General features: G+C 73.1%; 13 protein-coding genes. 2 read left to right on the plus strand and 11 right to left on the minus strand.

All coding sequences use genetic code 11. The annotated features are described in order from the left end of the window. Positions 1-138: 138 nt before the first annotated feature. From AB0917_RS27880 to AB0917_RS27895, 4 genes are all read right to left on the minus strand, one after another. Positions 139-1,620: an ornithine decarboxylase gene (locus AB0917_RS27880; RefSeq protein WP_366822436.1), complete on the minus strand. Its 1,482-nt coding sequence runs from the start codon at positions 1,618-1,620 to the stop codon at positions 139-141. 162 nt (positions 1,621-1,782) lie between these two features. Then, entirely contained in the window at positions 1,783-2,670 is an 888-nt protein-coding gene (locus tag AB0917_RS27885; RefSeq protein ID WP_366822437.1) for an SDR family oxidoreductase, read from the minus strand. Between the two features lie 95 nt (positions 2,671-2,765). Continuing rightward, complete coding sequence (locus AB0917_RS27890; RefSeq protein ID WP_366822438.1) at positions 2,766-2,960, minus strand: hypothetical protein; 195 nt, start codon at positions 2,958-2,960, stop codon at positions 2,766-2,768. Positions 2,961-3,173: 213 nt separating this feature from the next. Beyond that, positions 3,174-4,001, minus strand: coding sequence for a pentapeptide repeat-containing protein (locus AB0917_RS27895; RefSeq protein ID WP_366822439.1), 828 nt, complete (start codon positions 3,999-4,001; stop codon positions 3,174-3,176). A gap of 179 nt (positions 4,002-4,180) precedes the next feature. Between AB0917_RS27895 and AB0917_RS27900 the strand changes: the two genes are divergently transcribed. Together AB0917_RS27900 and AB0917_RS27905 are read left to right on the plus strand one after the other, a co-directional pair. Next, the gene (locus AB0917_RS27900) at positions 4,181-4,747 is read left to right on the plus strand and encodes a PadR family transcriptional regulator (protein ID WP_366822440.1); all 567 of its coding nucleotides are present in this window, start codon (positions 4,181-4,183) and stop codon (positions 4,745-4,747) included. A 187-nt stretch (positions 4,748-4,934) separates the two neighbouring features. Further along, positions 4,935-6,665 carry an acyl-CoA dehydrogenase family protein gene (locus tag AB0917_RS27905; protein ID WP_366822441.1) on the plus strand — a complete coding sequence of 577 codons (1,731 nt, stop codon included), beginning with the start codon at positions 4,935-4,937 and terminating at the stop codon, positions 6,663-6,665. 82 nt (positions 6,666-6,747) lie between these two features. Here AB0917_RS27905 and AB0917_RS27910 read toward each other — a convergent pair whose 3' ends face one another. The 7 genes from AB0917_RS27910 to AB0917_RS27940 all read right to left on the minus strand — a co-directional run bounded on the left by AB0917_RS27910 (position 6,748) and on the right by AB0917_RS27940 (position 17,947). Further along, the gene (locus tag AB0917_RS27910; RefSeq protein ID WP_366822442.1) at positions 6,748-7,506 is read right to left on the minus strand and encodes an IclR family transcriptional regulator C-terminal domain-containing protein; all 759 of its coding nucleotides are present in this window, start codon (positions 7,504-7,506) and stop codon (positions 6,748-6,750) included. A 93-nt stretch (positions 7,507-7,599) separates the two neighbouring features. Then, on the minus strand, positions 7,600-9,675 hold the full coding sequence (locus AB0917_RS27915; protein ID WP_366822443.1) for a neutral/alkaline ceramidase: 2,076 nt from the start codon (positions 9,673-9,675) through the stop codon (positions 7,600-7,602). A 232-nt stretch (positions 9,676-9,907) separates the two neighbouring features. Then, positions 9,908-12,220: an FdhF/YdeP family oxidoreductase gene (locus tag AB0917_RS27920; protein WP_366822444.1), complete on the minus strand. Its 2,313-nt coding sequence runs from the start codon at positions 12,218-12,220 to the stop codon at positions 9,908-9,910. A 66-nt stretch (positions 12,221-12,286) separates the two neighbouring features. Continuing rightward, positions 12,287-14,113, minus strand: a complete 1,827-nt coding sequence (locus AB0917_RS27925; protein ID WP_366822445.1) for an ABC transporter ATP-binding protein — start codon at positions 14,111-14,113, stop codon at positions 12,287-12,289. Beyond that, positions 14,110-15,798 carry an ABC transporter ATP-binding protein gene (locus AB0917_RS27930; protein WP_366822446.1) on the minus strand — a complete coding sequence of 563 codons (1,689 nt, stop codon included), beginning with the start codon at positions 15,796-15,798 and terminating at the stop codon, positions 14,110-14,112. The genes AB0917_RS27925 and AB0917_RS27930 overlap by 4 nt, the downstream gene beginning before the upstream one ends. Next, on the minus strand, positions 15,795-16,862 hold the full coding sequence (locus tag AB0917_RS27935) for an iron chelate uptake ABC transporter family permease subunit (RefSeq protein ID WP_366822447.1): 1,068 nt from the start codon (positions 16,860-16,862) through the stop codon (positions 15,795-15,797). The genes AB0917_RS27930 and AB0917_RS27935 overlap by 4 nt, the downstream gene beginning before the upstream one ends. Beyond that, on the minus strand, positions 16,859-17,947 hold the full coding sequence (locus AB0917_RS27940) for an iron chelate uptake ABC transporter family permease subunit (RefSeq protein WP_366822448.1): 1,089 nt from the start codon (positions 17,945-17,947) through the stop codon (positions 16,859-16,861). The genes AB0917_RS27935 and AB0917_RS27940 overlap by 4 nt, the downstream gene beginning before the upstream one ends. Positions 17,948-18,100: the final 153 nt, after the last annotated feature.

The following is an 18,100-nucleotide window of genomic DNA, read 5'->3' on the forward strand; positions in this document are numbered from 1 at the left end:
TACCCCGCCCCCCGGCGCCTGGCCATACCCGTACGCCGGCGCGGATCGCGGGTGCGAGGCAATTACCTCGCCCCGCCCTTCCGGTGTGTCGCTCCGGCTTTCCCGTGTGCGGTCGGTCGGTCCTCGTGCCCCGGGCCGTCAGGGGCCTTCCCCCTCGGCGCAGACCCGGAGGGTCTCCAGCTTCGGATCGGCGGGGTCGGGCACGTTCATGCCCGCGGCGACGCCCGAGCGCAGATAGCGCAGCAGCGGCCCGGTGATCCGCTCACCGGGCAGCACGGCCGGGATGCCGGGCGGGTAGGGGGTCATCATCTCGGCGGCGACGCGGCCCACCGCCCGCGCGGCCGGCACGTCCTCGGTGCGGGAGAAGTAGGCGTCGCGGGGGAGGCACGCCTGGTCGGGGCGGAGTTCGTCCGGGGTGGGGACGTGTACCTCGGGGGCGGGGCGCAGGGTGTGCGCGTTGCGGGACAGGTCGCGCAGCGCCGTCAGCAGCCGCTCGGCGGTGTCCGTGTCGTCGGCGTGGGTGAACTGGGCGCTGATCCGGCGGTGGTCCACCAGGTGCATGTCGATACGGTGGTGCTCGCGCAGCCAGTCGGCGGCCCGGTAGCCGGTGGTCCCGAGCCCCGTGATGTCGATGATCACGGGCAGCGGATCGAACTGCGCGGCCGCGCCGGGCCCGCAGAAGTCCTCCTCCCCGTTGACGTGCATCCCCTCGACCTCCTCGATGCGCGCGCGGACCGTCGCGGTCAGCTCCAGGGCCCGGGAGAGCAGGCCGTGTCCGTCCAGGGCCATCTGGCGCCGCCAGCCGTCGATGCCCGCGTAGAGCAGCACGGACGGGCTGGTCGTGCCCAGCAGATCCGCACGCGAGGCCAGGGTGTCGTGGTCCACCAGATCGCCCTGGAGATGGAAGACCGAGCCCTGTTCCAGCCCGCTGCCCATCTTGTGGATGCTGGTGACGCAGACGTCGGCGCCCGCGTCCATCGCCCAGGAGGGCAGGTCGGGATGGAACGGCAGATGGGCGCCCCACGCCTCGTCCACGATCAGCGGCTTCGACCGCCGGTGGCACACCTCGGCGATGGCGCGCAGGTCCGCCGCCGTCCCGTACGGGGTGGGGCTGGTGACCAGGGCGCCCCGGGCGTCGGGGGCGGCGGCGAAGGCCTTCTCGACGGACTCCGCCGACGGCGGATGCGCCAGATGGCGCTCCGCGTCCCACTGCGGCTCGATCCAGACCGGCTCGACCCCCGACAGGATGAGCCCGGCGATGACGGACTTGTGGGCGTCCCGGCCGACCAGGAGCCGCTGGTGCGGGGCGGCGACGCTGAGCATGGCCGCCTTCACCGACAACGAGCTGCCGCAGGTGGAGAAGAAGGTGTGGTCCGCGTGGACGGCGTCGGCCATGAGGTCCTCGGCCCGCTGGAGCACGGCCGACTTCCCCCGCCGGTCGTCCAGCCCGCCCGTGGCGAGGACGTCCCCGAGGAAGACGGCGTCGCCGAGCACGGCCCGTACGGCCGGGGACGCGCCTCGGGCCTGCTTGTGGCCGGGCGGGGAGAACCCCACCTCGTCGCGGTCCTTGTAGGCGGCGAGAGCCTCGAGAATGGGTGCTTCATGGTGATTTGCTGCCATTCAGAACCTCTTCCCGGCCTCGCCGCCGGCCAATCAGTATCCGGGTCGGCCAATCAGCGACCGGACCGGCCGATGAGCGACCGGACCGGCCGATGAGCGACCGGACCGGCCGATGGGGGACCGGCCTGGCTGCCGATCGGCATCCGGTCCGGCCGGTCGGCGTCAGGGAAGCGGTGTGCCGCCGGTGGCGTTCATGATCTCGCCGGTGATGAACGAGGCGTTCGCGGAGGCGAGGAAGACATAGGCGGGCGCCATCTCGGCGGGCTGCGCCGGGCGGCCCAGAGGGCTCTGCTTCCCGAACTCCGTGGTGTCCGGCAGGGTCGCCGGGATGAGCGGCGTCCAGACGGGCCCCGGCGCCACCGCGTTGACGCGGATCCCGTCGGAGGCCAGCATCTGGGCGAGCCCCTGCGTGAACGTGACGATCGCCCCCTTGGTCATCGCGTAGTCCAGCAGATGCGGGCTGGGCTTGTACGCCTGCACCGAGGCGGTGTTGATGATCGAGCCGCCCGCCGGGATGTGCGGCAGGGCGGACTTGCACAGCCAGAACATCCCGTACAGGTTGGTCCGCATCACCCGGTCGAACTGCTCGGTCGAGATCGCGGCGATCCCGTCCGGCTGGGACATCTGGTACGCCGCGTTGTTGACCAGGACATCGATACGGCCGAACTCGGAGACGGCCCGCTCGACGAGGGAGCGGCACTGCTTCTCGTCCCGGATGTCACAGACCAGGGTCACCGCCTTCCGGCCCGCCTCCTCCACCAGGAGGGCGGTCTCGCGCGCTTCCTCCTCCTCGTCGGGGAGGTGGGTGAGCAGCACGTCCGCACCCTCGCGCGCGAAGGCCAGGGCGACCGCGCGGCCGATACCGGAGTCGCCCCCGGTGATCACCGTCTTGCGGTCGGTGAGGGCGCCCGAGCCCTGGTAGGAGTCCTCCCCGTGATCGGGCGGCGGGTCCATGGGGCCGGTCCAGCCGGGGTGCTCCTGGCCCTGCTGCGGGAAGTCGGGGCGGGGATGGAGCCGGTTGGGGTCCTGCGGCTGTTCGCTCCTCGTCATGAGCTGCCTCTCTGCTCTGCGCTGGTACGGCCCAGGGCCGGGCGGGCCGGACGGTGGCTGCCCGTCCGGCCCGCCCGGTGCGGTCGGCCCTGGTGTCAGGGGTGGTCGGGCCGCTGGTCGGGCGGCGTACCGCCTCCGGAGCCGCCGCCCTTGCCGCCCTTGTCCGTGCCGTGGGCGCGGCCGCTGCCCCGGGGCGTCCCCGGCTGCTTGGCCTTGAGCTCGGCGCTGTCCTGAGGAGTGCCTCCGCCCTTGTCGCTTCGCCGCTGTTCCGGCTGCTGCGGGTTCGCCATGACGAATGCTCCCTTGCTCTGTGGGGATCAGATGGTCACGACAGACTGGGTGCCCTGCCGATGACGTCCGAAACGCCCCGTTGCGCTGGTACCGCACAGAGTGCCCGGATTCGTCAGCTTCGCCCCTGCACCGGCTCCGCGCACGCCGGACGGACGGCACCCGACGTGCCGATCGCCGCTGCCGGCCCCGCTCCCGCAACGCCCCGTGCCGCCTCAGGCGGCCCAGTGGTCCGGCCTGCGCAGAGCGGCCGGGATCCGGGTCGCCGCGTCGCCCCTGGCCGCCGCGAGCTGCGGCTGGGTGAGGAAGAGGGCGCCGGTCAGGTCGGCGCCGCACAGGTTCGCGTCGCGCATGTCCGCGCCGATCAGGTCGGCGTCGCGCAGGTCGGCGCCGGAGAGGTCGGCGGCGATCAGGCAGGCGCCGCGCAGGGTGGCCCCGCGCAGCTTCGCGCCGCGCAGCCGGGCGCCCAGGAGGTCCGCGCCCCGGTGGTTCTTCTTCCGGCCCGGCACCGCGGCGCGGGCCAGCTCACTGGCGCGCAGCAGGTGGGCGTTCACCTCCGCGCGAAGGGCCGGCACGTCGACGGCGAGAAGGGCGTCGGCGGTGTCCCGGGTCAGCGCCTCGATCCGGTCGTAGGCGCGGCGCAGCTCGCGGTGGGCAGCCCCGGCCGCCGGCAGGTCCAGGGCCTCGGCCGTGTAGCGCAGCAGCTCGTGCAGCTGCCGTACGACGGGGAAGACCCCGTACATCGTGCGGGCCGAGTCCGGCGCCGTACGCCAGCTGCGCCCCCCGAAGGTGACCTGGGAGACCTTCTGGCCCGCCCCGAAGCAGTCGAACACCGTGCAGCCCGGGTAGCCCCGCTCCCGCAGCCGCTCGTGGATTCCGCAGCCGAAGTCCTCCTGGAGGTTGCCGCACGGGGTCCCCGCGGCCTTGTCCGCGGCGAAGTCCGCGGAGCGGGCGAAGGGCAGCGCCACACAGCACAGGCCGAAGCAGTTCCCGCAGTCGGCTTGCAGGTCGGGGTGGCCGGCGTGCGGAGTGTGCTGGGACAAGGCGGTGGCTCTCCTGGTACGGCGAGGGGGCGGGCGGGTGCCGGGTGCGCCGACCATTGTCCCCCGGTGCGGGCGGGGACCGGGCGCGGGGGAGCGAACGGCCCGCGGCCCGGGTGAGCCGTGTCTCACCCGGGCCTTCCGACTTGCCTATGCAACGAGTTGCATAGAAGGATCGCGGTATGGCGCTCGAACACGCGATCCTCGTCTCGCTGCTGGAGAAACCCGGCTCCGGCTATGAGCTGGCCCGGCGGTTCGAGCGGTCCATCGGCCACTTCTGGACCGCCAGCCACCAGCAGATCTACCGCGTCCTGGCCCGTATGGAGGCCGACGGCCGGCTCGTCGTCCGCGAGGTCGAGCAGCAGGGGCGGCCGGACAAGAAGGAATACTCCGTGGCCGCCCCCGGCCGGGCCGCCCTCGCCGAGTGGCTGCACAAGCCGATCGAGCCCGAGAGCCTGCGGCACGACCTCGCCGTGAAGATCCGGGGCGCCGCCTTCGACGACCCGGCCGCCCTGGTCCGCGAGGTCGAGCGCCACCGGCAGGTCCACCGGGACCGCCTGACCCACTACCTCGCCGGACAGGTGCGCGACTTCACCGGGCCCGAGGCGCCCGCACCCCCGGACGCGGGCCAGGAGCTCCAGCACGTCGTGCTGCGCGGCGGCATCGCGTACGAACGCATGACGATCGCCTGGCTCGACGACGTACTCGACACCCTCCACCGGCTCGAAGCGCCGAGCACGGGCACCTGAACGCACCCCCCGGCGCCACCTCCGTACCACCGGAGGAGCAGCACCACTTCCGTACCACGGGAGGAGCACCGCCTCCCCACCACCGGAGGGGCGACGCCACCTCCGCACCACCGGAGGGGCGACGCCACCTCCGCACCACCACCCACATACCACCGGCAACCCCTCACCCTCCCGGAAGGCGATCCCCATGGCCGAGCCCGCGCCCCTGCTCTTCAACCCGCGCACCTACGACCCCCAGCACTTCGACCCGGAGACCCGCAGGCTGCTGCGGGCCACCGTCGACTGGTTCGAGGAGCGGGGCAGGCGCCGGCTGAACGCGGACTACCGTTCCCGCGCCTGGCTGGGCGACTTCCTCGAGTTCTCCGCGAAGGAGGGCCTGTTCGCCACCTTCCTCACCCCGGCCTCCGCCGCCGGGAGCGAGGGCCGGCGCTGGGACACCGCCCGGATCGCCGCGCTCAACGAGATCCTCGGGTTCTACGGCCTCGACTACTGGTACGCCTGGCAGGTGACCATCCTCGGCCTCGGCCCGGTCTGGCAGAGCGACAACGAGGCGGCCCGCGACCGGGCGGCCGAACTCCTCTCCCAGGGCGAGGTGTTCGCCTTCGGCCTCTCCGAGAAGAGCCACGGCGCCGACATCTACTCCACCGACATGCTGCTGGAGCCGGACGGCGAAGGCGCCGGAGGCTTCCTGGCCTCGGGCTCCAAGTACTACATCGGCAACGGCAACGCGGCCGGTCTCGTCTCCGTCTTCGGCCGCCGCACCGACATCGAGGGCCCCGACGGCTACGTCTTCTTCGCCGCCGACAGCCGCCACGAGGCGTACCACCTGGTGAAGAACGTCGTCGACTCCTCCAAGTTCGTCAGCGAGTTCCGCCTGGCGAACTACCCGGTGGCCCCCGCCGACATCCTGCACACCGGCCGGGCCGCCTTCGACGCCGCGCTCAACACCGTCAACGTCGGCAAGTTCAACCTCTGCACCGCCTCCATCGGCATCTGCGAGCACGCGATGTACGAGGCCGTCACCCACGCGAGCAACCGCATCCTCTACGGCCGCCCCGTCACCGCCTTCCCGCACGTGCGCCGCGAACTGACCGACGCCTACGTCCGGCTCGTCGGGATGAAGCTGTTCAGCGACCGCGCCGTCGACTACTTCCGCTCCGCCGGGCCCGACGACCGCCGCTACCTCCTCTTCAACCCGATGACGAAGATGAAGGTGACCACGGAGGGCGAGAAGGTCATCGACCTGATGTGGGACGTCATCGCCGCCAAGGGGTTCGAGAAGGACAACTACTTCGCCCAGGCGGCCGTCGAGATCCGGAGCCTGCCCAAGCTGGAGGGCACGGTCCACGTCAACCTCGCGCTGATCCTCAAGTTCCTGCGCAACCACCTGCTGAACCCGGTGGACCACCCGCCCGTCCCCTCCCGCCTGGAAGCCGCCGACGACGCGTTCCTCTTCCGGCAGGGACCGGCCCGAGGCCTGGGCGCCGTACGCTTCCACGACTGGCGCCCCGCGTTCGACGCGTACGCCGACGTGGCGAACGTCGCCCGCTTCCGCGAGCAGGCCGACGCCCTGTGCACGTTCGTCGAGACCGCCGCCCCCGACGAGGAGCAGAGCCGCGACCTCGACCTTCTCCTTGCCATCGGCCAGCTCTTCGCCCTGGTCGTCCACGGCCAGCTCATCCTGGAGCAGGCCCGGCTCACCGGCCTGGACCAGGACCTGCTGGACGAGCTGTTCGCCGTCCTCGTACGCGACTTCTCCGCGCACGCCGTGGAGCTGCACGGCAAGGACTCCGCCACCCGCGACCAGCAGGAGTGGGCGCTCGGCGCGGTACGGCGCCCCGTCGTCGACGTGGAGCGTTCGGCGCGGATCTGGGGGCGCGTGGAGGAGCTGTCGGGGGCGTACGAGATGGCCGAGTGAGCTGACAGGAGCCCCTGCGGGACTGGGCTCCCCTGCCGCCCAGGGGCCTCTTCCACGGCTGACGGCCGCAGGGGCCCCGGCGTCACTCCGGGATCGTCAGCCGACGGGTGACCCGCAGCGCCGACGACAGCAGCTGGGTCCTGACCTCGCTGGTCCGGTACATCCGGTCCGAGCGGAAGGAGATGCCGAGCGAGCCGACCTGGTCGCCGCTGTAGACGCGTACGGCGATGCACGTCGTGCCGCGCCGGTACTCCTCGCGGTCCATGGACAGCGGCGCCACCGGAGAGGCGTCCAGCTGGCGGATCAGCTCCTCGCGGCGGGTGATGGTGTGGGAGGTGAGGTCGGCCAGGGGGTGGCGGGAGAGGTAGCCGGCGCGGGCCTCCTCGTCCAGTCCGCTCAGCACGCTCTTGCCCAGGGCGGTGGCGTGGCCGGCGTCCTCGAAGCCCACCCAGAGGTCGACCCGGGGCGTTCGCGGGCTGTCGACGATCTGGAGGACCCGGATCTCCCCCTCGTCGTACAGCGTCAGGTAGGCGGCGGCGGAGAGGCTGTCACGCAGCGAGGTCAGGAGGGGACGCAGGCGCTGCGTCCATGTTTCGTCGCCGAGTACGGCGTCCGGTGACGGGCTCCGGTCGCGCAGGGCGAACGCCCCGTCGTCCAGCTCCCTGAGGTAGCCGTCCTGGACCAGCCCCCTCAGATGCTCCCCGGCCACGTCCGGCGACAGCTCGGCCTCCCGGGCCAGCTGCCGGGCGGGCGCGCCCGCCGGATGTGTCCCCGCGGCCTCCAGCAACCGGAGGTCCCGCTGGACGCACACGATGGGCTCGGGGCCGGCCTGGTCACCCATGTCACCAGCATGGACCCGGCACCGGGGTGCGGCATCTCGGGTACGGAGACCCGTGACGGGTGGGGGCCCGGCGGCCGGGCCCCCACCCACCCCTCACCCGGTCACGGTGAACGCCGGGGAGGCGCCCGTGAACGGCGTGATCTTCCCCAGCAGGCTCTTCGCGTCCCCGTGGTGCACGATCCGGTAGGTGCCCGCAGCGGTGTCCGCCCCGATCTCCCAGGTGACCGTGGCCTTCGACGTACCGGTCAGACCGTTGATCCGGGTCCAGCGGTAGGTGGTCCGCCAGTCACCGTCGTCCAGGACCCGCACCCAGTTCCCGTTCTCCAGCCGCTGGACCTCCAGGAAGGTCCCGCCCCGGCGCACGTCGTTCTTCGGGTGCCCCGTGGCGAACTCGACGGTCGCCGTGGAGCCGCGTGCGTACGAGGAGGCCGGCGCGGTCAGGACCGAGCCGAACGACTTGCCGAGCGGCGGGTTGTCGTACACCACGCCCGTCTGGAACGTGAACTGCCGGTGGGACTCGTCCGGCGGCGCCGTGCCCCGCTCCAGCGCGGTGCCCTGGCGCAGGGAGGCCGCGACCCGCGCGTACTCCTGCTGGTAGGCGGGGAGCGTGTGACGGCCGTAGAGCGTGGAGCCGCCCTCGTAGTTCTGGGTGTCGTACTCCTCCGGCGTCGTCACGTACTGGCTGTAGGCGTTCGCGTACCCCTGGAGCAGCACACGCTCCAGCGGGACCCCGAGCTCCTGCGCCACGGCCCGGCGGACCCGGAGCCCGGCCGTGATCGTGAACTCACCCGGGCCCGCCACCAGGTACAGCTCCCCGATCCTCATGATCTGGAGCGGGAGGATCTTCGGGGTGACCGGGTGGACGTTGCTCAGCAGGCCGGTGGGGATCAGGCTCGCCTTCGGGTACTGGCAGGTCGCGAGCCAGGACGGGGTGTCGACGCGCAGCGCGTCGATGATGGACGCGACCGGGGTACGGGTGCCCTCCTCGAACCCCGGGATCGCCGGGCCGTCCTCCACACTGCCCGCGAGCGTGGAGGCGCCCACGACGGCGGGACAGGTACGGTGCTCCTTCCCGTCCGTCGTGTACTCCCCGCGTACGGTGACGTTCTCCATGTCCACGTAGGTGAGGCGGGAGTCGACCCCGCCGGTCATCGGCCGCGCACCGCCGTAGACCTCGCGTGCCTTGTCGAGCTGGCGCTCGCCGATGATGCGGGTGTTCTCGAACTCGTCCTCCGTGGGCCCTGATCCGGGCTTCAGGTTGAGGTTGGGCGACATGTCCCCGGCGTTGGTGTTCGGGAACGCGGCGACGAAACCAGGCGTGTCGTCGAGATGGCGCACGCCCTCGTGGTCGTGCTCCCAGGCGTAGGAGGCATAGCCCTTGTTGTCGGGGCTGATCAGCGTGTTCTTGTTGGTGATCGAGGTGTTGTGGGTGGCGAACCAGCTGATCGCGCCCGCGTCCGTGTCGCCCTGCCGCAACCGCAGCACGGTCATGGCCGGGTCGATCCCGTCGGGGAAGGCCGCCCGGTCGGCCGCCGGATTGCGGTCGAAGGCCTCCCGGGAGCGGTTGACACTGGCGTCGGTCAGGGTGCCGGTGCCCAGGCTGAGGGTGCCGGGCCTCAGGTCGTCGTGGGCCTTGGCCACGGACTCGGTGATGCCGTCGACGATCGCCCGGTAGGTGCCGTTCTGGAAGCCGAGCACCGAGAGGTTGTACGCGACGTGGTGGGAGTACCCGCCGGGTCCCGAGTGGGTGTGGGTGGCGGAGAGCAGCACGTTCTCCTCGCCGTACAGGCTGCCGTAACGCTCCTTGAGGCGGGCGATGACGCCCTGCTGCACGGACTGGAAGATCATCCCGAGGTCGGCGTTGACGTACACCACGCGCTTGCCGGTCGCCCGGTCGACGACGACGTACGCGCGTGACCTCTGGCGCTGGTGGATGCCGGACGTTTTCTGGTCGAAGCTGGAGTAGCCCATCATCCCGGTCTCGGCGGCCTCCCCGGTGACGTCGGCGATGCCGCGCCCGACGAGGTACTCCCCGTCGTCGGCGGCCTGAGAGGCCGACGCGGGGGCGGGGGCGCCGAGCGAGAGCGCTCCGAGCATCCCGGCGAGCACCAGGGCGGAGAGCTTGCGGGGGGAGCGGCGTGGACGGCGTGGGGCGGGGAGCGGTGGCATCGGACCTCCTGGGGCGGGAGACGTGCGGGACCCCGGGGCCCGGTCGGCGGCTCACCGACATCGGCGGGGCCCGGAGCGCTGCCCCGACGGTAGAGGGGGGTGACCTGCGCCGCATAGCTCTCTACCGGCCAGTAAATGAGCAATCCTCAGAAAACGTGTCCGGCCCGGTGCGATGTGTCCTCGAAGGTCAGGCATGTGCCCGCGCGGGAAGCTCACGAGCCGGGAGCGACGTTCACGCCGCCGGAGCGATGGTCACCTTGACGTGCTTCATGATCGGCTGGTCGCTCTGGGTGCTGTAGTCGCCCAGCGCGCACAGCACGTTCATCTCCGGCATGTACCCGGCCGCGCAGCCGCGCGGGATGTCGTACGGGATGGCCAGGTAGCCGTTGAGGTGGCGTCGGCTGCCGTCCCTGGCGGTGCTCGTGATGTCGACCGGGCCGAGGTCGGCGATGCCGCGTTCGCGCATGTCGGCCCGGTTCATGAAGACGAGCGTGCGCAGGTTCTCGATGCCGCGGTAGCGGTCGTTGCCGGAGTAGATCGTGGTGTTCCACTGGTCGTGGGAGCGCAACGTGCCCAACGTCAGGGTGCCGGCGGCGGGGACGACGTCGGGCAGGGCGGCGGTGGAGAACTCGGCGCGGCCGGACGGGGTCAGGAAGACCCGTTCGCGGGCGGGCTGCCGCAGCCGGAAGCCGAGCGGCCGGCGCACGCGGCGGTTGAAGTCCTCGAAGCCGTCCAGGGCCTTGGCCATGGTGTCCCGGATGCGGTCGTAGTCCTCGACGTACCAGTGCCAGGGCGTCGCGCTGTCGGGCAGGGCGGCGCGGGCCATCCCGGCGATGACGGCCGGTTCGGAGAGCAGGTGCGGGGAGGCGGGGCGCTTCACACCGACCGACAGGTGGACCATGCTCATCGAGTCCTCGACGGAGACGGACTGGACGCCCTTGCGCTGATGGTCCTTCTCGGTCCGCCCGAGGCACGGCAGGATCAGGGCCCGGCGGCCGTGGACGAGGTGGCTCCGGTTGAGCTTGGTGCTCACCTGGACGGTCAGCTCGCAGGAGCGCAGCGCCGCGAAGGTGGCCGGGGTGTCGGGCGCGGCGCGGGCGAAGTTCCCGCCCATGGCGACGAACACCTTCACCTCGCCGCGCCGCATCGCCTCGATGGTGCCGACGGTGTCCAGGCCCTGCTCCCGGGGCGGGGTGATCGCGCACGCCTCGGCCAGGCGGTCCAGGAACGCCTCGGCGGGGTGGTGGTCGACCCCGCAGGTCCGGTTGCCCTGGACGTTGCTGTGCCCGCGTACGGGGCAGGGGCCCGCGCCCTCCCGCCCGAGGTTGCCGCGGAGCAGCAGCAGGTTGACGATCTCCCGTACGGTGTCGACGCCGTGCTCGTGCTGGGTGAGGCCCAGACACCAGCTGACGACGGAGCGGTCCGCCTCGCCGTACACGCGGGCCGCTTCCAGGATGTCGGCGCGGCCCAGCGCGGACTGGGTCTCGATCTCCTCCCACGGCGTCGCCTCGCACAGCGCCCGGTACTTCGCGAAGCCGGTGGTGAAGCGGTCGATGAACTCCTGGTCCAGGGCCTTGGGGTCGGACGCGGACCGCTCCAGGAGCGCCTTCGCCATGCCGCGTACCAGCGCCATGTCGCCGCCGATGCGCGGCTGGACGTTCAGCGTGCTGGTCGGCGTCGACTTGAACCGGGCCATGTCCGCGAACTTGTGCGGGACGATGGTGCGGGTGGCGGCCGCCTCCACGAGCGGGTTGACGTGCACGATCTGCGCGCCCCGCTGGTGGGCCTCGGAAAGGGCGGTGAGCATCCGGGGCGCGTTGGAGGCGGCGTTGACCCCGAAGATGAACAGCGCGTCGGCGCTCTCCCAGTCCTTGAGGTCGACGGTCCCCTTGCCCGTCCCCAGAGAAGCGGTGAGCGCGCGTCCGCTGGCCTCGTGGCACATGTTGGAGCAGTCCGGCAGGTTGTTCGTCCCCAGCTCACGGGCCATCAACTGGTAGAGGAAGGTGGCCTCGTTGCTGAGCCGGCCCGAGGTGTAGAACGCCGCCTCGTTCGGGTCGTCCAGCCCGCGCAGCGCGGTGCCGACCAGGGCGAAGGCGTCCTTCCAGCTGATCGGGGTGTAGTGGTCCGACCCGGGGTCGTAGACCATCGGCTCGGTCAGCCGCCCCTGGTTCTCCAGGTCGTGGTCGCTCCACCCGGACAGCTCGGTCACCGAGTGGGCGGCGAAGAACTCCCGCCCGGCCCGCTTGTGGGTCATCTCCCAGGTGGCGTGCTTGATCCCGTTCTCGCAGATGTCCAGGCGCAGGCCGTTGACGTCGTCCGGCCACGCGCACCCGGGACAGTCGAACCCGCCGTCCTCGTGGTTCATCTTCCTCATGGTCCGCGCACCGTCCACCGGGGCGCGCTCGCGGCCCAGGAACCGGGTCACCTCCTCCGCCGCGCCCCAGCCCGCGGCGGGGCGGCGGTAGGGGCGGAACCGCGGCTCGCCCTCGGGGGCGGGGCCGACAGCGGGCTCCGGGGCGTCCTGCTCGTCGTGGTTGATGCTCAAGGCTCTCGACCCTTCGACCCGGCGACCATTCGGACATGAGGTGACAGAACGTGGCTTCCAGGAAGGCTATGCGGGGGGCTCCCCGTACGCCACTCGGCCGCCGCCACCCCCCTGCCCGGCACGGTGGTAGGCCGCCCAGAGCGCCGCGTAGGCGCCCCCGGCGGCCAGCAGTTCGTCGTGCGTGCCCTGTTCGGCGGCCTCCCCGTCCCGCAGGACCAGGACCTGGTCGGCCTGGCGCGCCTGTTCCAGCCGGTGCGCGACGACCACGGCGGTGCGGCCCGCGATGACCCGGGCCAGGGCGCCCTGGAGCAGCGCGCGGGTCCGCGGGCCCGATTCGGCGGTGGCCTCGTCCAGGACGACGACGGGCGGGTCGGCGAGCAGGACCCGGGCCAGGGCCAGGTGCTGGACGGACCCGTCGTCGAGCGGGGTGCCGCCCGCGCCGAGGACGGTGTCGAGCCCCGCGTCCAGGTCCAGCGCCCAGTCGGCCCCGGCCGCACGCAGGGCGTGGCGGAGCTGGTCGTCGGTGGCGTCGGGCCGGGCGAGCCTCAGGTTGTCGGCCAGGGTGCCGCCGAACAGATGGACCTCCTGGGTCACCAGGTACCGGGAGACCGGGGCGTCGGGGGTCCCGGTGCTCCGCACGGTGATGCTCCCCCGGTCCGGCGCGCCGATCCCCGCGACGAGCCGGGCCAGGGTGCTCTTGCCCGAGCCACTGGCCCCGACGAGCGCCAGGCTGGTGCCCGCGGGGACGTGGAGCGAGACCTCGCGCAGGGCGGGGCGCGTGCCGTCGTACGCGTACGAGACGCCCTTGACGTCGATGTCCGGGCGGCGGGCCGTCCCCCGGGCCGCCTCCTCGTGGCGGACGTGGTGGCGGCCCAGGTCCGTGATCCCGACCAGCCGCGACAGCCCCACGGTGGCCCGCTGGATGTCGTCCAGGCTGCCCAGGAGCGAGCCGACCGGGCCGAAGAGCCGGTGGAAGTAGAGGGCGGCGGCGGTGGCGGCGCCGAGGGTGACGGCCCCCGAGCCGAAGAGCGCGAAGCCCGTCACGAGGACGGCGGCGAGACCGAGGAACTCCGCCGCGTTGAGCAGCCCCGTGAACCGGTTGCGCAGCCTCACCCCGTCCCGCTGCCGCTCGATCGCCCGGACGCTGCGGTCGGCCAGATCGCCGAGGTGGTGGTCCTGGGTGCGGTACGCGCGGATGGACTCGGCGCCGCGTACCGCCTCGATGACCACCTGCCCCCGGGCCGACTCCAGCCGGCGGATGTCCCCGTACACGCGGTGCGAGCGGCTGAGGAACTGCCGGGTGGCGTAGACGTGGACGGGCAGGCAGACGAGACCGGCGAGCGCGAGGCGCGGGTCGAGCACGGCCAGGCCCACCAGGCTCAGGCCGATGGTGAAGCTCGCGTCCGTCACATCGGGCAGCACGTCGGAGGCCGCTTCGGAGACCGCCTCCACATCCCGGGTGACCCGGGAGACGACATCGGAACTGCCGCTGTCCTCCAAGGTGTTGACGGGCAGGTGGACGGCGGTCTCGAAGACGTCCTCGCGGAGGGCGGCCAGCACCTCCTGCACGAGCGCGACCAGCATCCGCCCGCCGGCGTAGGCGAGGGCGGCCCCGACGGCGGCGGCGGCCACCAGCGCGATCCCCAGCACCGTCACCCGGTCCCGGCCGGCACCGTCCGCGACGGCGTCCACGATGCCTCCCAGGACCGGGGGAGTGGCGAGCGTGGCCGCCGTACCGCCCAGGAGCGTGAGCAGCGCCGCCGCGAGCCGGCCGCGGTGCGCGCGGAGCCTGCGGAGGATCTCCCCGCGGGTCCGGCGGGCGTCGGCGACGGGCAGGGCGGCGGCGGGCAGGGGGGTGAGAGGCGCGTCGGTCCGCTCGGGGGTCGGGGTCACCGGGGGAGTCCGTTCGGGTCGTGGCTGTCCTGGCCGTCGTCGCTCTCCTGGCTGCCGTGGCCCGGAACGCCGAGGTCGATCACCCGGTCGCAGGCGGAGAGCAGGATCGGGCTGGCGGTGATCAGGAGGATGGTGGACGGCAGGGCGCGCAGCCCCTCGGCGATGCGCTGTTCGGTCACCGGGTCGACGGCGGTGGCGGGTTCGTCGAGGACGACGAGGTCGGCGTCGGTGTGCAGGGCGCGGGCCAGCAGCAGCCGCTGGCGCTGACCGCCGGAGAGCCGCCGGCCGTGCTCCCCGACCTCGGCCAGGTCGCCGCCGATCTGTTCGCGTACGTCGTCGAGCATGGCCGCCTCGGTGACGGCCGGGTCCACCGCCCCGCCCCGGGGGGCCAGGTTGGCGTGCAGGGTGCCGGAGAAGACGGCGCCGTGGTGGGGCGGGGCGACGACCCGGGCGCGTACCCGGTCGGGGCCCAGGTCGACCGCGTCCACCCCGCCGATGAGGAGTTCGCCGCGGGCCAGGGGCACCCGGTAGCCGAGCCGGTCGCTGAGATCCCGGGCGTGGGCGGGGTGGTGGGGGACGACGCCGGCGAGGGCGCCGGGGCGCAGGTCGAGCGGTTCGCCGTGGCCGGGCGGGTGCCAGCGCACCGGGGCGGGGTCCGGGTCACGGCGCAGGGCGGTGCCCGCGGGCAGCGGCTCTATCAGGGGCGGTGCGCCGATCAGCTCGCCGAGGCGGCGCGCGGAGGCCCGTTTGTGGATCCAGTTCGAGGCGAAGGTACCGACATGGGCGAGCGAGCCCTGGAGGAACTGGGCGAGCCCCAGCACCGTGACGAGCCGGCCGATGGTGAGGTGGCCCTCCAGCGCGAGATACCCGGCCGCCGTCGCCAACGCCGCGAGGAACACCCCCGACAGCAGCCGGCTCAGACCGCTGTAGGCCAGGACCGACCGCGAGGCGGCGACGGCGCCGCGCCGTGAGGTGTCGCTCGCGGTGCGGTAGCGGCGGGCGGCCTCCGTCCGGGCGTTCATCCCGGCGACCACCCGTATCCCGGTGATCAGATCGGTGGCCACCTCACTGGCCCGCGCCGCCGACCCCTGCTCGGCCAGCCCCCGGGCCTCCAGCGGCATCGAGACCCGCCGCATGACGACCAGCATGAGGACGGTCCCGGCGATGACGCCCACGCCCAGCGGCACGGAGATCACCAGCAGGGCGACCGACGCCGTCAGGATCGCGGTGAGGGTGGACGCCTGCTGGACGACGCTCCAGGACACCCCGGCCACCCGGTACGTGTCGGACGAGACCAGCGAGAGCGCCTCGCCGGAACCGGGGCGGCGGCGCAGCGACAGGGGGTCCAGCAGCCGGGTCATCGCGCGCTGCCGCAGCTCGTGCTCGCCGTAGCCGTACACCGTGACCATCGACGCCGACGCACGCTGGTACGACAGGGACAGGACGACGAAGACCCCGCCGAGGGCGACGAGCCACCAGACCAGGGCGGCCCGGTCGGAAGGGGCCATCGCCCGGTCGATGACCACGCCGATGAGGACGGGCACCAGCGCCTCGCACAACTGGTGGACCATGAACGCCACGGCGGTGAGGCCGATGCGCAGGCCCCGCCCGTCGCGCAGCAGGGCCACCCGGAAGAGGGCCGCGACGGACCCGTCCTTGCGCGTGGTGGATTCGGGGGAACTCATCGGCTGCCACCTCTGTACTGGCGGGCGAGCAGCCAGGCCAGGTAGGCCCCGCCGACGCACACCGTGACGACACCCACGGGCAGGTCGACCCGCTGGGCGATGAAATCGGCCGCGACCAGGACCGCCGCACCGGTCAGGGCCGCCGGGGCGATCCGCAGCGTGGTGGAGCTCCGGGTCAGCCGCTGGGCGATCTGCGGTGCGGCGAGGGCGATGAACGCGATCGGCCCGACGGCCGCCGTCACCAGCGCGGTGAGCGCGACCCCGGCGACGGTGGCGGTGAGCCGGACGCGCTGGGCGTTCACCCCCAGCGCCAGGGCGGTGTCGTCGCCCATCTCCAGGTGGACCAGGGGCCGCACCACGCCGGCCGAGCAGACCAGCAGGGCGGCGAAGACGACCGCCGTCACCCGCAGTTGCTCGAAGCCGAGCCCGCTGAGGGAGCCGGCGCCCCAGGTGGCCACCAGCATCGCCTGCTGCGGACTGACGGCGAGCAGCAGCATCGAGGTGATCGAGCTGAGGAAGGCGCCGACGGCGATACCGACGATGATGAGCCGGAAGGGCCGTACGCCGTCCCGGTAGGCCAGCACGTACACCAGGAGCGCGGTCAGGGCCCCGCCGATCAGCGAACCCGTGGCCACGGCCAGGTAGTTGGCGGTGCCGAGCACGAGCATGACCACGCTGGCACCCGCGTACGAACCGGAGGCGAAGCCGATCACGTCGGGGGAGCCCAGCGGGTTCTTGGTGAGCGACTGGAACAGCGCCCCGCTGACCGCGAGCGCCGCTCCGCAGACCACCGCGAACAGCAGCCGCGGCAGCCGCCAGGTGACGACGACGAGCCGGGTACGGGGCTCCGCGTCCGGGTCGAACAGGGCGGAGAGTACCTGGGCGGGGGTCAGCTGGATGGAGCCGGTGGCGAGGGTCAGTACGCCGAGGGCCGCCACGATCAGGGCCAGGACACCGCAGACGAGGACGGACCGCCGCTCGACGCGCAGCGACGCCCCGCCCCGGCGCAGCGCCCAGGTGGTCCGCCCGGGGCCGGCGCTCTCGGTGAGGGGGTGCGCGGTCACAGGGTGCTCGCCTTCCGGCGCCGGACCAGCGCGATGAGGACGGGCGCGCCGACGAGCGCGGTGACGAGCCCGACCCGCAGCTCCCCCGACGGAAGCACGACGCGGCCGACGATGTCGGCGGCGAGGAGGAAGGCGGGGGCGGCGACGCAGGTGACGGGCAGGATCCACCGCTGGTCGGGTCCCACGAACCACCGCACGATGTGCGGCACCATCAGCCCGACGAACGAGATGGGGCCGGCGACGGCGACGGAGGTCCCGGCCAGCAGGGTGACGGCGAGGATCAGCACGACGCGGGTGAAGGCGAGGCGGGTCCCCAGAGACCGGGCGAGGTCGTCGCCGAGGGCGAGGGCGTTGAGGGAGCCCGCGCTGAGCAGCCCCAGCACGAGCCCGGCGCCGATGAGCGGCAGCGCGATCGGGAGGATGTCCAGCGAGCGGCCGCCGATGGAGCCGACGCCCCAGAACCGCATGACGTCGAAGGTGGTGGTGGACTTGAGGACCATGGCGGAGGTGAAGCCGCCGCACACGGCGGTGAACGCGACACCCGCCAGGGTGAGTTTCACCGGGGTGCCCCGGTCCGCGCCGATGGACCCCAGGGTGTAGACGAGCACGGTGAGCCCGAAGGCGCCCGCCAGCGCGAACCAGATGAACTGGCTCGCGGCGGTGAACCCGAGCACGGCCACCGCGAACGTCACCGCGAGGCTCGCGCCCGCGTTGACGCCGAGGATGCCGGGATCGGCCAGGGGGTTACGGGTGAACGCCTGGATCAGCGCCCCGCTCAGGCCCAGCGCCGCACCGGTGACGAGCCCGATCACGGTGCGCGGCACGCGCAGTTCGCGGACCATCACGTGCTCGTCGGAGTCGTCGAAGTGCCACAGCGCGTCCCAGACCGTTCCCGGCGCGATGGGGCGGGCGCCGACCATCACGCTGAGGACGGCCGTGGCGAGCAGCAGCGCGAGGGCGGCCAGCAGGATCAGCAGGCGGTGCCGGTGGCGCCGGCGGGCCGGGCCCGCGCCGGGGCGCCCGCCGGGTTCGGCGTGCTCGGTGTCCGGGGCGGGGCCGCCCGGGGGTGATGCGGTGGTGGTCATCGTCGTCCTTGGAAAGCCGTCACCTGGGGGAGCGCCGGGCCGGGGCCTGCCGTCGGACCGCCCCCCCCGCGGCGGCCGGGGGCCCCCCGGGGGGGGCGCCCGCCCCCCGGCGGCCCGTGGGCCCCCCCGCGGCGGCCGGCCCAGGCCCCAAAA

Source organism: Streptomyces sp. NPDC007346 (assembly GCF_040703535.1).
Taxonomy (GTDB): domain Bacteria; phylum Actinomycetota; class Actinomycetes; order Streptomycetales; family Streptomycetaceae; genus Streptomyces.

Coding starts and splice junctions, on each gene's coding strand:
- AB0917_RS27915 (WP_366822443.1), bottom strand. CDS start 9,675: ATGCCACCGCTCCCCGCCCCACGCCGTCCACGCCGCTCCCCCCGCAAG.
- AB0917_RS27900 (WP_366822440.1), top strand. CDS start 4,181: ATGGCGCTCGAACACGCGATCCTCGTCTCGCTGCTGGAGAAACCCGGC.
- AB0917_RS27940 (WP_366822448.1), bottom strand. CDS start 17,947: ATGACCACCACCGCATCACCCCCGGGCGGCCCCGCCCCGGACACCGAG.
- AB0917_RS27930 (WP_366822446.1), bottom strand. CDS start 15,798: ATGAGTTCCCCCGAATCCACCACGCGCAAGGACGGGTCCGTCGCGGCC.
- AB0917_RS27880 (WP_366822436.1), bottom strand. CDS start 1,620: ATGGCAGCAAATCACCATGAAGCACCCATTCTCGAGGCTCTCGCCGCC.
- AB0917_RS27890 (WP_366822438.1), bottom strand. CDS start 2,960: ATGGCGAACCCGCAGCAGCCGGAACAGCGGCGAAGCGACAAGGGCGGA.
- AB0917_RS27905 (WP_366822441.1), top strand. CDS start 4,935: ATGGCCGAGCCCGCGCCCCTGCTCTTCAACCCGCGCACCTACGACCCC.
- AB0917_RS27910 (WP_366822442.1), bottom strand. CDS start 7,506: ATGGGTGACCAGGCCGGCCCCGAGCCCATCGTGTGCGTCCAGCGGGAC.
- AB0917_RS27885 (WP_366822437.1), bottom strand. CDS start 2,670: ATGACGAGGAGCGAACAGCCGCAGGACCCCAACCGGCTCCATCCCCGC.